Source organism: Kineococcus gypseus (genome assembly GCF_050871305.1).
GTDB classification, from domain to species: domain Bacteria; phylum Actinomycetota; class Actinomycetes; order Actinomycetales; family Kineococcaceae; genus Kineococcus; species Kineococcus gypseus.
Map to the genome: position 1 here is coordinate 26194 of NZ_JBJLRD010000045.1, position 13062 is coordinate 39255.

Genomic DNA, 13062 nt, shown 5'->3' on the forward strand with positions numbered 1-13062 from the left:
CACCCCGACCTGCGAGCGTGCCGGTCGCGGGCGGGCGGCGCGGCGGCCCACCCGCACCCCGGCCGGAGGAGAGGCAGCAGTGCGCAACGTCTACCACGACGAACTCGTCCACCTCGTCGAGACCCTGGTGGAGATGACCAACCTGGCGCGCTCGGCGATGGCCCGCGCCACCACGTCCCTGCTCGACGCCGACCGGGAGCTGGCCGAGAGCGTCATCACCGCCGACCAGCGGATCGACTCGCTGCAGCTAGACCTGGAGGAGCGCTCCCTGCAGCTGCTGGCGCGCCAGCAGCCGGTGGCCACCGACCTGCGCGTGGTGGTCACCGCGCTGCGCATGAGCACCAGCCTGGAGCGCATGGGCGACCTCGCCCGGCACGTGGCCAAGCTGGCCCGCCTGCGCCACCCGCAGCCCGTCGTGCCGGCGGAGTACCGCGCCACGGTGCTGGAGATGGCCCAGGTCGCCGAGCGCATCGTCACCAAGGCCGGCAGCGTCATCGCCTCGCGCGACGTGGCGATGGCCGTGCAGCTGGAGACCGACGACGACGAGATGGACGCCCTGCACCGCAGCGTCTTCGCGCAGCTGCTGGCCGACCGCGAGGGGCAGCCCACCGAGGTGGCCGTCGACCTGACGCTGCTCAGCCGCTACTACGAGCGCTTCGCCGACCACGCGGTCTCGGTGGCCAAGAACGTCATGTTCCTGGTCACCGGCTCGCACGACGCGCCGGAGGCCGAGCAGGAGCAGCGCGGCACCGCGCCGCTGGCCGGCTGAGCGCCCCGGGAGGGGCGCGGGGCCGGGTGTAGCGTCGAGGCGTGGACTCGCTGTGGGGGCGGTGCCGGCCCCGCGCGGAGGGTGCGGCACCGGTCGCCCTGCTCACCGCGCTGGCCGCGCTGGGCCTGCTGACGCCCGGCTGCTCCGAGCGGGCCGCGCCGGCCCCCGCGCCGACGACCACCACCCTGGAGCCGACCGCCGAGCCCGCGACGAGCGCCGCCACGGCCCCCGCGAGCGCTCCGGCGTTCGACTGCACCGCGGTGCAGGACGCGCAGGACGAGCTCGACGAGGCCTTCGCCGCCGAGCTCGAGCGCCTCGACGTCGACCGCGGCGACCCGCGCGCGCAGTCGGTGTACGCGCTGGTCACCACCGAGCAGGGCCCGGCCTACTACGCCGACGTGCTGCGCGCGGCGCCGCCGGAGCTGGGCGACGACGCCCGGCGGGTCCTGGACTACTACGAGCGCCTGGCGAGCGCCGCGGGCGAGCTGGACCCCGGCAGCGGCTCGGCCGCCGACCTCACCGCCTCGGTGGACGCCCTGGACCGCGCCGCGGCGGCCGTGGACGACCCCGCCGCCGGCACCGCCGTGGTGCAGGCCCAGGAGCGGCTGCGCGCGGCGATGGAGCGCTCGTGCGAGGGCGACGCCCCGGCCACCGCGAGCGCCACGGCCTCCCCCTCCACGCCGCCGGCGGACCCCACGACGGCACCGGGCTCAGCACCGGGCCCGCCACCGGGCTCGGCGCCGGCCGCGACGACGGGCGCCGCGACCGGCGCCTGAGGGCGCGCGGGCCTCAGCGGCCCTGGTTCGCCACCGCCTGCACCGCGGCGCGCGCGGCCTCGGGGTCCAGGTACTCCCCGCCGGGCACCACCGGGCGCAGCTCGGCGTCCAGGCGGTACACCAGCGGGATGCCGGTGGGGATGTTCAGGCCGGCGATGTCGGTGTCCGAGACGCCGTCGAGGTGCTTGACCAGCGCGCGCAGGGAGTTGCCGTGCGCGGCCAGCAGCACGACCTTCCCCTCGCGCAGGTCGGGCACGACCGCGTCGCGCCAGTACGGCAGCATGCGCGCGACGACGTCGGCCAGGCACTCGGTGCGCGGCATGTCCGCGCCGAGGCCGGCGTAGCGCGGGTCGCCGTCCTGGGAGAACTCCGAGCCCGGCTCGATCTCCGGCGGCGGCACGTCGTAGGAGCGGCGCCACAGCATGAACTGCTCCTCGCCGAACTCGGCGAGGGTCTGCTTCTTGTCCTTGCCCTGCAGCGCGCCGTAGTGGCGCTCGTTCAGGCGCCAGGAGCGGCGCACGTCGATCCAGTGGCGGTCGGCGGCGTCCAGCGCCAGGTGGGCGGTGGTGATCGCGCGGCGCAGCACGGACGTGTGCACGACGTCGGGCAGGACGCCGGCGGAGGCCAGCAGCTCCCCGCCGCGGGCGGCCTCGGCGCGGCCCTTCTCCGACAGCGCCACGTCCACCCAGCCGGTGAACAGGTTCTTGGCGTTCCACTCGCTCTCGCCGTGCCGCAACAGGACGAGGGTGTGCGCCGCATCGCTCATGGGCCGCACCCTACCGAGCGGGCCGTGGCCGCGGCCGCCGCCCCGTCCCCGTCGGCGGTGCTCCGCCAGGGCCGTCAGCGCCCGCCGGCGGCCCGCGCCGCGCGCGCGCGCCGGTACAGCTCCAGCGTCGCCTCGGCCGTGCGCGACCACCCGAAGCCGTGCGCGCGCTCGGCCGCCCGCTCCCCCAGCGCCGCGCGCCGGCGCGGGTCGTCGAGCAGCGCGCCCAGCGCGCGCGCCCACTCGCGCGGGTCGTGCGAGTCGACCAGCACGCCGGAGACGCCGTCGGCCACGGCGGTGCGCAGCCCGCCGACCCCGGCGGCCACCACGGGCGTGGCGCACGCCTGCGCCTCCAGCGCCACCAGCCCGAAGGACTCGTTGTGCGAGGGCACCGCGACGAGGTCGGCGGCGCGGTAGTGCTCGGCCAGCAGCGCCCGCTCCACCGGCGGGCGCACCTGGACCACGTCCTGCAGGCCCCGCGCGCGCACCAGGTCGGTCAGCGCGTGCGGGTGGGCCGCGCCGGAGCCGCTGGGCCCGCCCAGGACGAGCACGCGCAGCCGCGCGCGCCGCTCGGGGCGCTCGCGCAGCAGCAGGGCGGCGGCCTCGACGAGCACGTCGGGCGCCTTCAGCGGCTGCAGCCGGCCCACGAAGAGCAGCACCTCGGCGTCCTGCGGCACCCCCAGGCGGGCGCGGGCGGCGGCCCGCCCGCCGTCGGGCGAGAAGGTGCCCAGGTCCACCCCGGGCGGGACGACCGCCACCCGCGCGGGGTCGGCGCCGTACAGCTGCACCAGCTCGTCGCGCTCGGCGGCGGTGTTGGCCACCAGCAGGTCGGCGGCCTCGACGACCTGCTGCTCGCCGATGACGCGCCCGGGCGGCTCGGGGGCGTCGCCCTCGGCGAGGTGGGCGTTCTTCACCTTCGCCATGGTGTGCATCGAGTGCACCAGCGGCACGTCCCAGCGGTCGGCGGTCAGCCAGCCCACCTGCCCGGAGAGCCAGTAGTGCGAGTGCACCACGTCGTAGTGGTCCTCGGTGTGGCGGGCCCCGGTGCGCAGCAGCCCGGCGGTGAACGCGCACAGCTGCCCGGGCAGGTCCTCCTTGGCCAGCCCCTCGTAGGGGCCGGCGGCCACGTGCCGCACGGTGACGCCGTCGGCGGCGCGCACCACCGGCTCCTGCTCCGAGGAGGTGCGCCGGGTGAAGACCTCCACCTCCACCCCCCGCGCGGCGAGCTGGCGCGAGAGCTCGAGCACGTAGACGTTCATGCCGCCGGCGTCACCGGTGCCGGGCTGCTCCAGCGGGGAGGTGTGCACCGACACCATCGCCACGCGCTCGACCCCGGCGCCCCCGCCGCCCGCCGCCGCACCCGCCGCCGCACCCACCGCCGCACCCACCGCCGCACCCACCGCCCGTCCCCGCCCGCTGCCGCGGGCCCTCGCCCGTGCCACCGCCGCGGGTGGCTACCGTCTGACGGTGCCCTCCCGCGACGCGGGCCGCGCGCCCGCGCGGCCCGGCGAGCAGTCTGCCCCCCGCCCGGTGGGGACGGTCACCCGCGGCACCACCGGACCGGACCGGCTGCGCCGGGTGGAGCGCTGGCTGGCCGGCACGCAGGCGCACCGGCTGCGCGCGGCCGCCGACCCGCTGGTGGTCGACCTGGGCTACGGCGCGCGCCCGGTGACGGTCACGGACCTGCAGCGCTGGCTGCGGCGGGTGCGCGCGGACGTGCGGGTGGTGGGCCTGGAGGTCTCCCCCGAGCGCGTGGCCGCCGCCCGCGCCGCGCTGGCCGGGGTGCCGGGCGCCCCGGCCTTCGCCGTGGGCGGCTTCGAGCTGTCCGTGCCCGGCGGCGGGGACCCGGTGCTGGTGCGCGCCTTCAACGTGCTGCGCCAGTACGGCGAGCAGGAGGTGGCCGCCGCCTGGGAGCTGCTGCGCTCGCGCCTGGCGCCGGGCGGGCTGGTGGTGGAGGGCACCTGCGACGAGCTGGGCCGGCGCAGCTCCTGGGTGGCGCTGGAGGCCGGCGGGCCGGTGTCGCTGACGCTCTCGCTGCGCCTGGGCGGGCTGGAGCGGCCCTCGGCGGTGGCCGAGCGCCTGCCCAAGGTCCTCATCCACCGCAACGTGCCCGGGGAGGGCGTGCACGACCTGCTGCGCGCGGCCGACGACGCCTGGGCGCGCGCGGCCCCGGAGGGCACCTTCGGGGCGCGCCAGCGCTGGCTGGCCACGTGCCGGGCGCTGCGCCGGGACTGGCCGGTGCTCGACGGGCCGGCGCGCTGGCGGCTGGGCGAGCTGACGGTGGCGTGGGCGGCGGTCGCTCCGCGCGGGCGCGCCGTGGGGCATGATCCTGAGCACGACCGAGGTCCCGGGAGGTGACCGTGAACCGACCGGCACCGGGCGGCGCCCGCCCCACGATCCGCGACATCGCCCGGCTGGCGGGCGTGTCCAAGGCGTCGGCCTCGTACGCGCTCAACGACCTGCCGGGCGTCTCGGCGGCCACCCGCGAGCGCGTGCTGGCCGCCGCCCGCGAGCTGGGCTGGCGGCCCAGCGCGGCGGCGCGCTCGCTGTCCAACGCGCGCGCGCACGCGGTGGGCCTGGCGGTGGCCCGCGACGTGGAGCTGCTGGGCGAGGAGCCGTACTACATGCGCCTGGTCGCCGGCATGGAGGGCGTGCTGGCCACCGAGTCGGTCTCGCTGCTCATGACGGTGGTGCCCGACGAGACCGCGGCGGTGGGGGTGCTGCACCGCTGGTGGGCCGAGCGGCGGGTGGACGGGGTGGTGCTGACCGACCTGCTCGTCGACGACCCGCGCCTGGAGCTGGTCACCGGGCTGGGGGTGCCCTGCGTGGTGCGCGCCGGCGCCGACGAGGAGCTGCCCGGCGGGGGCGCGGGCACGGTGGCGGTGTCCGTGGAGGACGAGCGCGAGCCCCTCGCGCAGGTCGTCGCGCACCTGCTCGAGCGCGGGCACCGGCGCCTGGCCCGGGTCAGCGGCCCCTCGGGCTTCCGGCACACCCGCCGGCGCGACCGCGCCTGGCGGGAGGTCACCGCGGCGGCGCTGGGCGCCGAGCAGGAGGTCGTCGTCGCCGACTACACCGCCCGCGGCGGGCTGGAGGCCACCCGGGCGCTGCTGGCGCGCCCGCACCCGCCCACCGCCGTGGTCTACGACAACGACGTCATGGCCGCCACGGTCGTCGCCGAGCGCCGCGCGCTGGGCGTGCGGGTGCCCGAGGACCTGGCGGTGGTGGCCGGGGAGGACTCCATCCTGTGCCGCCTGGCGGACCCGGCGATCACCGCGCTGCGCCGCGACGTCGTCACCGACGGCGCCGGCAGCGCGCGCCTGCTGCTGGACCTGCTGGCCGGGCGGGCGCCGCGCTCGCTGCGCCTGGAGCCGCGCGAGCTGGTGGTGCGCGCCAGCTGCGGCGGCGCCCTCACACCTCCAGCAGCAGCGTCACCGGCCCGTCGTTGACGAGCTCGACGGCCATGTCGGCGCCGAAGCGGCCGGTGGCCACCGGCACCCCGCGCCCGCGCAGCGCGGCGGCGACGGCCTCGACGAGCGGTTCGGCCACCGGTGCGGGCGCGGCCGCGCCCCAGCTGGGCCGCCGGCCGCGCCGGGTGTCGCCGTAGAGGGTGAACTGGCTGACGAGCAGCACCCCGGCGCCGGTCTCCAGCACCGAGCGCTCCCCGCGCAGCACGCGCAGCTCGGCGACCTTGCGCGCCACCCGCTCGACCTGCTCGGGGCCGTCGTCGTGGGTCGCGCCGAGCAGCACCAGCAGCCCGGGACCGTCCAGGGCGCCGACCTCCTCGCCGTCGACGGTGACCCGGGCCCGGCTGACGCGCTGCACGACGGCTCTCACCGCACCAGCCTCGCGCACCCCCGTGCGGGTGGACGCGAGGGGTCCGGGAGGCGGACGCGACGTGGCGCCGCGGTGGCGCACGTACGATCCCGGGGTGCTCGGCGTCCCCGTGGTGATCCCGCTGACCCTGCTCGCGCTGGGCCTGGGGGTGCTCAGCTGCCTGGCGCGCCCGCGCTGGGACGTGGCGGTGCTGACCGGGCTGCTGTGCGCAATCTGGGCGCGCGTCAACGGGCGCGTGGAGGGCCGCATCCTGCACACCTTCAGCCAGAGCCGGGGCTTCACCGAGGCCGACCTGGTCTCCGTGGCCGGGCTGCTGGTGGTGCTCACGGCGCTGGTGCGCTGCGCGCTGCGCAGCGCGCACCGCCCGCCCGCGCCCGCCGGGGCGCCGCGGGCGGGCGCCGGTCACCAGGGGCCGTAGGGCCCCTGGTGGCGGTCGTCGCGGCGCGGGCCGCGGCGCCCGCCGAACCGGCGCACCGCCGGGCGCACGTCGGCGACGTATACCGCGGCGATCACGACCGAGAGGATGCCCAGCAGGCCCGGCATCGAGGCCGGCCCGAGCACGGGCAGCGAGACGAAGCCGATGGCCGCGGCGACGGCCAGCAGCGCGACCCAGAAGGTCTTGGTGCGCTTGCCGGCCGCGGTGTACGCCGCGCCGGGCCGGCGCAGGGCGTCGACCAGCGCGAACGCCGCGAGGGCGAACGCGGCGAACGCGATCACCGCGAGCACGCCGTACTGGACGGAGCCGACGAGGGAGGTCACACCGTCTCCGACGTCCGGCGCCGCGCGCGGGTTCCGGGCACCGGGCCGGCGCCGGCGCTCACCGACCGCTCACCGACCGCTCAGCGCGCACCGGGCAGGGCGTCCTCGACGGTGGCCACGCCCTCGCGGTAGCGGCGGGTGACCTCCTCGGTGCACGCGTCCATGACCTCCTGCACGCGGTGGCGGTCGGCGGACAGCTCCCGCTCCAGGTCCAGCAGGCGCTCGCGGGCCGCGGCGAGCTGCTCGTCGTCCATGGCGCTCAGGTCCGACAGGCGCGGGTCGGCCACCGCGGCCTCGGCGCGGCGGCGGTGCTCGCCCACCCGGCTCGGCTGCACCGTGCTGTGCCGGCCCATGCCGTGGTCGGTGCGCCGCGGGTCGGCCAGCACGTCGGTCAGGCGCGCCACCAGCTCCGCGTCGCTGCGCGCGGCGCCGACGTCGGTGCCGCCGTCGACGCCGGAGCGCTGCTGCAGCTCGGCGCCGAGCAGGTCCAGGCGGCCCTGCAGCAGGCGGCGCGCGTAGGACAGGTCGGCCTCCTCCTGCTCGGCCAGCGTGCGCCGCTCGCGCAGCTCGGGCAGCTCGATCGTGCGCAGGTCCGCGGCGAAGCCGGGGTCCAGGACCCTGTCCAGGGCCCGCCGCCCGCCCTGCTGGTACCCGCTGACCTGCTGCCCGCCGGTGTCGGCGTCCTCGTGCGCGTCCATGTCGGCCTCCCGCTCCCCGATCAGCGCCGTCGCGCACGGCGATCGACGCACCACTGCGCGTGCGCGCTTCGAGGATAGGGCCCCGCGCCCCTCACGGGGCGACGACGACCTCCTGCGCGGCGGCGACCGGGCGCGGCTCCCCGGCGGCGGAGCCGGCCACCGCGAACAGCGGCGCCTCGACGGGCACCGAGCGCTTGAGGACGGCCAGCGCCACCGGTCCCAGCTCGTGGTGGCGCGCGGCGGTGGTGACGCGCCCGACGACCCGGCCGGGGCCCTCGGCCAGGACGACGTCGTCGCCGTGGGCGGGCAGGTCGTGCGTGGAGCCGTCCAGGTGCAGCAGGACCAGCCGGCGCGGGGGGCGGCCGAGGTTGTGCACCTTCGCGACCGTCTCCTGCCCGCGGTAGCAGCCCTTGTGCAGGTGCACCGCGGTGCGCAGCCAGTCCAGCTCGTGCGGGATGGAGCGCTCGTCGGTCTCCAGGCCCAGGCGCGGGCGCCACGCCTCCACGCGCAGCGCCTCGGCGGCCCAGGTGCCCGCCGCGCGGCGCCCGGCCGCGCGCGCGGCCAGCTCGGCGCGCGGGACGAGCACCTCGCGCCAGGGCCGCTCGGCGCCCGGGTGCAGCGGCGTGGGCACCGCCGCGTAGCTGGCGGTGTCCGCGGCGCCGCCCTCGTTCGCCGGCACCGGGCCCGGCCACGGGTCCACCCACACCGGACCGGCCCCGTCGCCGGGCTCGCGGCTGGGCTCGCCGAGCACCGCCCACGCCCCCGTGACGTCCTCGACCTCCACGCGCAGCGTGAAGCGCATCTTCAGCAGCCACGCCACCAGCGGCTCGCGCTCACCGGGCTCGACGGTGATCCAGGTGGCCTCCCCGTCGTCGAGCAGGTGCAGGTCGTGCTCGATCCGGCCGGTGGGCGAGAGCACCAGGCTCTCGGTGCTGGTGCCGGCGGGCAGCGCCGCCAGCGCCTGGCTGGTGGTGCTGTTCAGCCAGCCCAGCCGGTCCGGGCCCGCGACGCGCACGACGCCGCGGTGCGAGAGGTCCACGAACGCCTCGCCGCGCACGAGGGCGCGCTGCTCGGCCACCGGGTCGCCGTAGTGCCAGGCGACGCCGGCGTCGGGGCCCTCGGCGGCCACCGCCCCGGGCAGGGACAGCAGCGGCGAGCGCCACGCGGGGGCGGCGCCGGCAGCGCCGGGGGCGCCGGGGGCGCCGGGGGCGCCGGGGGCGCCGGGGGCGCCGGGGGCGCCGGGGGCGCCGGGGGTGCCGGTCGGGGTCGGGGTCTGGGTGCTCACGGTCGCTCCGGCGGCTCGGGGGTGGTGGTGCGGCAGGCGGCGCAGCGCCCGCGCAGGGCCAGGTGGGTGACGTCGGCGGCGAAGCCGGTGCGCCGCAGCACGTCGGCGGCCAGGTCGCCGGCCGCGCGCGCGGGGGCCTCGGCCACCGCCCCGCACCCGTCGCAGACCAGGTGCAGGTGCCCGCCGTGCTCGACGGGGTGGAAGGAGTCGGCGCGCCGGTCCAGGGGGGTGCGGGCCACCAGGCCCAGCTCCTCCAGCAGCGCCAGCGCGCGGTAGACGGTGGAGGTGTCCACGGCCGGGGTGCCGCCCTCGGCGCGCAGCGCGGCCAGGACGTCGTCGGGGGTGGCGTGGCCCAGGCGGCGCACCACGGCCAGGACGCGCTCGCGCTGGGGGGTCAGGCGCAGGCCCCGCGCGCGCAGGGCCCGGCCCAGGGGGGCGGACGGGCCGGGCGTCAGGCCACCCGCTTGAGCCGGGCCGAGGCGTAGCTGCGCACCGGGTGCCCGCCCAGGGCGACGTCCAGCGCCCACAGCAGGTCCCCCTCCACCAGCCCGTACACGCGGGTGGCGGCGGTGTACTCGTGGGCGGTGGTGGTGCGTGCCACGACGTCGGTGGTCAGGTCGATGCGCGGGCCGGTGGCCCGCCCGACGAGGACCTCCACGACGCCGGTGGGGTGGGCCAGCAGGACCTCCAGCTCCACCGGGCGCGGGCCCTCGGCGGGCGCGGGGGCCTGCAGGTCCACCGGCTGCGGGCGCCAGTAGCCGGTCTCGACGTCGAGGGGCTCGGTGGTGGCGCCGGACTCGTCCAGGGCCCAGGTGGTGGAGGTGTAGCTGAGGAAGTCGCGGCCGTCGTGGGAGAACTCCACGACCTGCCCGAAGCGGGTGTCCGCACCGCGGGCGGGGTGGCCCAGGACGCCGGCGCCCTCCCAGCGGCCCAGCAGCCAGGACAGCGGGACCAGGGGCAGCGGCGTGTCGGTGCGCAGGGGCACGGGTGCTCCGGCCACGGCTCAGCGCTGTCCCTTGTACAGGCGGTACACCACGAAGCCGGCGAACCACGCGATCACGATGCTGACGGCGATCAGCAGGACCAGGAAGAAGACCTCGAGCGCGTGCACCCTGCGAGGGTACCCGCGCACCCGGCGCCGGGGGCGCCGGCGTGGGCGGACCCACACCCCGCACCCCACACCCCGCGCACCGGGCGCGCACCGGGCGCGCACGGCGGGTTCGGCGGGTTCGGCGCGCCCGGGGCGCACCCGCCGCGCGGCCCGGCGCCCGCAGCGGCGTCAGAGCAGCAGCAGGCGCCCGACGAGGTAGGCCCCGCCGCCGGCCAGGGCCACCGGCACGGCCGCCACGGTGAAGGCGGCGGGCAGCGCGCCGGCGGTGGGCAGGCGCGCGGCGTGCGCGCGCCAGGCGGCGGCCGCCAGCCCGGCGCCGGCCCCGGCGACGAGCCCGGCCACCCCCCAGCGGGTGGGCGAGACGATGCCGCCGGCGCCGGCGGCCACCGCCGCGGAGGCGGCCAGCCAGCCCGTCAGCGCGCCGGCGGCCACGGCGGCCGGCCCGGCGGCGCGCAGGGGCCAGCGGGTGGCGCACACGGCGGTGGCGGCGGCCACGGCGGCCAGCACCACCGGGACCAGCGGGGCGCCGGCGTAGGTGGCGGGCACGCCCACCCAGCACGCGGCCAGCACCGTCAGCGCCTGGCCCGTCACGGCGCCGGTGAGCGACTCCACCAGGCGCGGGCGCCCGTCGCGGCGGGCGAGCTGGTGCGCGAAGGCCCCCAGCAGCGCCACGGCGGCCACCGGCGGGAGCACGCCCAGCAGGCCCGGGGCCGGCCCGCCGCGCCCGCCGGCGACCACCGCCGCGGCGGCCGCGGCCGCGGCGGCGCCGGTGAGGGCGACGACCGCGGTCGTGCCGCGCGGGGAGGGCAGGTTCAGCAGCGCCGGCCAGCCGGAGGCCAGCAGCACCGACACGAGCACGACGGCCAGCGCGAGCACGAGGGGGCCGGCCAGGGCCGCCAGGGCCACGAGGGCGGCGAGGGCCAGGGTCGTCGTGGCCGTCGCGGGGGGAGTCACCGCGCGATCCTCCCGCACGCCGCCCCCCGGCCCGCGCACCTCCCCGCGCCTGCAGCGCGCCCGCCCCGCCCGCGGCGCGGCGGAGCGGGCCGGCGGGTGCGCGGCGCGGGCCGGGGGCCGGTGGCGGGCCGGTAAACTGCGGGCAGCGGGGCACCTCGAGCGCCCCGCCCTGGCGGACGGAGGGCGGGAGACCGGGTGGCCCAGATCCTCGTGCTGACCAACGCGCTCACCCCCTCGACCGACGTGCTGCCGGCCCTGGGCCTGCTGCCGCACACCGTGCGGGTGCTGCCGGCGGAGGCCTCCGTGCTCGTCGACGAGCCGTCCTCGGACGCGGTGCTCGTCGACGGCCGCCGCGAGCTCGCCGCGGCGCGCTCGCTGTGCCGGCTGCTGCGCACCACCGGGCTGTCCCAGCCGCTGCTGCTGGTGCTCACCGAGGGCGGCATGGCCGCCGTGGCCGCCGACTGGGGCGCCGACGACGTCCTGCTGGACACCTGCGGGCCGGCCGAGCTGGACGCGCGGCTGCGCCTGGCGGCCGGGCGCAACCGCCGCGCCGCGGAGGAGGCCGCCGAGGGCGGGGCCGGGGAGATCCGCGCCGGCGACGTCGTCATCGACGAGGCGGCCTACTCCGCGCGCGTGCGCGGGCGCCAGCTGGACCTGACGTACAAGGAGTTCGAGCTGCTCAAGCACCTGGCCCAGCACCCGGGCCGGGTCTTCACCCGCGCGCAGCTGCTGCAGGAGGTGTGGGGCTACGACTACTTCGGCGGCACCCGCACCGTGGACGTCCACGTGCGGCGCCTGCGGGCCAAGCTGGGCCCCGAGCACGAGGGCGCCATCGGCACGGTGCGCAACGTGGGCTACCGCTTCGTCTCCTCCGGGCGCGAGGGCGCGCTGGAGGAGGACCTGGCCGGCGAGCTCGACGGGGACCTCGACGACGAGCCGGGGGCGCGGCCGGCGGGCGGCAGCGGTCCCGGCGGCGCGAACGGCACCGGGCCGGGCGGTCCCGCCGGCGGGCCGCGGCCCCTGCGCCCCGCCCCGCGCCGCCCGTGAGCGCGCCCGCGAGCACCGCCGCGGGCCCGCTGGCGCCGGGCGAGCGCGCCCGGGTGGAGGAGCTGGCCGCGGCCGCCTCGGCCGCCGACGGGGCCGACGCGCTCAGCGAGGACGCCCTGCTGCGGCTGCGCACCGGCGCCGACGCCGTGCGCCACGTGCTGCTGCACAAGGCGGGCACCGGGGCGCTGGTGGGCTACGCCCAGCTGGCCGACGCGGGCGCGGAGCTGTCCGGGGAGCTGCTCGTGCACCCGGGCGCGCGCGGGCGCGGGCGCGGGCGGGAGCTGCTGCGCGCCGTGGAGGAGCTGGCCGGCGGGCGGCCGGTGCTGCTGTGGGCGCACGGCGACGTACCGGCCGCCGCGGCGCTGGCCGCCGGCGCCGGGTGGCGCCGCGCGCGCGAGCTGCTGCGGCTGCACCGGCCGGTGGCCGGGCTGGCGCAGCTGGCCGAGCCGGCGCTGCCGCAGGGCGTGGTGGTGCGCCCGTTCGTGCCCGGCGCCGACGAGGACGCCTGGGTGGCGGTCAACGCCGCCTCGTTCGCCGACCACCCCGAGCAGGGCCGCTGGACGGCGGCGGACCTGCTCCTGCGCGAGGCCGAGCCGTGGTTCGACCCCTCGCTGCTGCTGCTGGCGCACGAGCGCGGCTCCACCGCCCTGCTGGGCTCGTGCTGGATGAAGGTGCAGCCGCACGCCTCCGAGCTGTACGTGCTGGGCGTGCACCCGGACGCCGCCGGGCGCGGGCTGGGCCGGGCGCTGCTGGTGCGCGGGCTGCGGGCGGTGGCGCGCCCCGGCGCGCCGGAGGAGGTCGAGCTGTACGTGGACGGCGCCAACGCCCCCGCCCTGCGCCTGTACGCCTCGCTGGGCTTCACCCGCGCCGCGGTCGACGTGCAGTACGCGAGCGCTCCCGCGCGCTGACCCCGGCGGCCACCCGCCGTCCGGCTCGCGGCCACCCGCCGTCCGGGTCGCCGTCACCACCGGCGCGGCCCGGGGGGGGGGGGGGGGGGGGGGGGGGGGGGGGGGGGGGGGGGGGGGGGGGGGGGGGGGGGGGGGGGGGGGGGTGGGGTGGGTCTTTT

16 protein-coding genes are annotated in these 13062 nt (G+C 79.3%); 7 read left to right on the forward strand and 9 right to left on the reverse strand.

The window, feature by feature from the left end; genetic code table 11:
* Positions 1 to 79: 79 nt before the first annotated feature.
* Together phoU and ACRYMN_RS15880 are read left to right on the forward strand one after the other, a co-directional pair.
* Positions 80 to 769 (forward strand): phosphate signaling complex protein PhoU, encoded by a 690-nt coding sequence (gene phoU / locus ACRYMN_RS15875; RefSeq protein WP_432497062.1) that lies wholly within the window; start codon positions 80 to 82, stop codon positions 767 to 769.
* A 41-nt stretch (positions 770 to 810) separates the two neighbouring features.
* Positions 811 to 1545, forward strand: a complete 735-nt coding sequence (locus ACRYMN_RS15880) for a hypothetical protein (RefSeq protein WP_432497064.1) — start codon at positions 811 to 813, stop codon at positions 1543 to 1545.
* 13 nt (positions 1546 to 1558) lie between these two features.
* Here ACRYMN_RS15880 and ACRYMN_RS15885 read toward each other — a convergent pair whose 3' ends face one another.
* Both ACRYMN_RS15885 and mshA read right to left on the reverse strand, forming a co-directional pair.
* Entirely contained in the window at positions 1559 to 2311 is a 753-nt protein-coding gene (locus tag ACRYMN_RS15885) for a phosphoglyceromutase (protein WP_432497065.1), read from the reverse strand.
* A 74-nt stretch (positions 2312 to 2385) separates the two neighbouring features.
* Positions 2386 to 3624, reverse strand: a complete 1239-nt coding sequence (gene mshA / locus ACRYMN_RS15890; RefSeq protein WP_432497093.1) for a D-inositol-3-phosphate glycosyltransferase — start codon at positions 3622 to 3624, stop codon at positions 2386 to 2388.
* Positions 3625 to 3775: 151 nt separating this feature from the next.
* On the opposite strand from mshA, the gene ACRYMN_RS15895 reads away from it, so the two are divergent.
* Together ACRYMN_RS15895 and ACRYMN_RS15900 are read left to right on the forward strand one after the other, a co-directional pair.
* A complete protein-coding gene (locus tag ACRYMN_RS15895) occupies positions 3776 to 4666 on the forward strand; it encodes a class I SAM-dependent methyltransferase (protein WP_432497068.1) in 891 nt (296 codons plus the stop codon).
* A 2-nt stretch (positions 4667 to 4668) separates the two neighbouring features.
* Positions 4669 to 5754: a LacI family DNA-binding transcriptional regulator gene (locus tag ACRYMN_RS15900; RefSeq protein WP_432497070.1), complete on the forward strand. Its 1086-nt coding sequence runs from the start codon at positions 4669 to 4671 to the stop codon at positions 5752 to 5754.
* Here the strand turns inward: ACRYMN_RS15900 and dtd are convergent.
* Positions 5717 to 6142, reverse strand: a complete 426-nt coding sequence (dtd, locus tag ACRYMN_RS15905; protein WP_432497072.1) for a D-aminoacyl-tRNA deacylase — start codon at positions 6140 to 6142, stop codon at positions 5717 to 5719. The two genes, ACRYMN_RS15900 and dtd, sit on opposite strands and share 38 nt — an antisense overlap.
* A 94-nt stretch (positions 6143 to 6236) precedes the next feature.
* Between dtd and ACRYMN_RS15910 the strand changes: the two genes are divergently transcribed.
* Positions 6237 to 6560, forward strand: coding sequence for a hypothetical protein (locus tag ACRYMN_RS15910; RefSeq protein ID WP_432497075.1), 324 nt, complete (start codon positions 6237 to 6239; stop codon positions 6558 to 6560).
* Here the strand turns inward: ACRYMN_RS15910 and ACRYMN_RS15915 are convergent.
* The 6 genes from ACRYMN_RS15915 to ACRYMN_RS15940 all read right to left on the reverse strand — a co-directional run bounded on the left by ACRYMN_RS15915 (position 6545) and on the right by ACRYMN_RS15940 (position 10949).
* Positions 6545 to 6901, reverse strand: a complete 357-nt coding sequence (locus tag ACRYMN_RS15915; protein WP_432497077.1) for a DUF2516 family protein — start codon at positions 6899 to 6901, stop codon at positions 6545 to 6547. The genes ACRYMN_RS15910 and ACRYMN_RS15915 overlap by 16 nt on opposite strands.
* An 80-nt stretch (positions 6902 to 6981) precedes the next feature.
* Positions 6982 to 7599, reverse strand: a complete 618-nt coding sequence (locus ACRYMN_RS15920; RefSeq protein ID WP_432497079.1) for an RsiG family protein — start codon at positions 7597 to 7599, stop codon at positions 6982 to 6984.
* Between the two features lie 91 nt (positions 7600 to 7690).
* Positions 7691 to 8749 (reverse strand): CAF17-like 4Fe-4S cluster assembly/insertion protein YgfZ, encoded by a 1059-nt coding sequence (gene ygfZ / locus ACRYMN_RS15925; protein WP_432497096.1) that lies wholly within the window; start codon positions 8747 to 8749, stop codon positions 7691 to 7693.
* A 131-nt stretch (positions 8750 to 8880) separates the two neighbouring features.
* The gene (locus ACRYMN_RS15930) at positions 8881 to 9339 is read right to left on the reverse strand and encodes a Fur family transcriptional regulator (protein WP_432497099.1); all 459 of its coding nucleotides are present in this window, start codon (positions 9337 to 9339) and stop codon (positions 8881 to 8883) included.
* Positions 9336 to 9884, reverse strand: a complete 549-nt coding sequence (locus ACRYMN_RS15935) for a nitrobindin family protein (RefSeq protein ID WP_432497081.1) — start codon at positions 9882 to 9884, stop codon at positions 9336 to 9338. Before ACRYMN_RS15935 ends, ACRYMN_RS15930 begins: the two co-directional genes overlap by 4 nt.
* Positions 9885 to 10163: 279 nt before the next feature.
* On the reverse strand, positions 10164 to 10949 hold the full coding sequence (locus tag ACRYMN_RS15940; protein ID WP_432497083.1) for a hypothetical protein: 786 nt from the start codon (positions 10947 to 10949) through the stop codon (positions 10164 to 10166).
* Positions 10950 to 11144: 195 nt separating this feature from the next.
* On the opposite strand from ACRYMN_RS15940, the gene ACRYMN_RS15945 reads away from it, so the two are divergent.
* Positions 11145 to 11996, forward strand: a complete 852-nt coding sequence (locus ACRYMN_RS15945) for a winged helix-turn-helix transcriptional regulator (RefSeq protein WP_432497086.1) — start codon at positions 11145 to 11147, stop codon at positions 11994 to 11996.
* A complete protein-coding gene (gene mshD, locus ACRYMN_RS15950) occupies positions 11993 to 12904 on the forward strand; it encodes a mycothiol synthase (protein ID WP_432497089.1) in 912 nt (303 codons plus the stop codon). Before ACRYMN_RS15945 ends, mshD begins: the two co-directional genes overlap by 4 nt.
* Positions 12905 to 13062 lie beyond the last annotated feature (158 nt).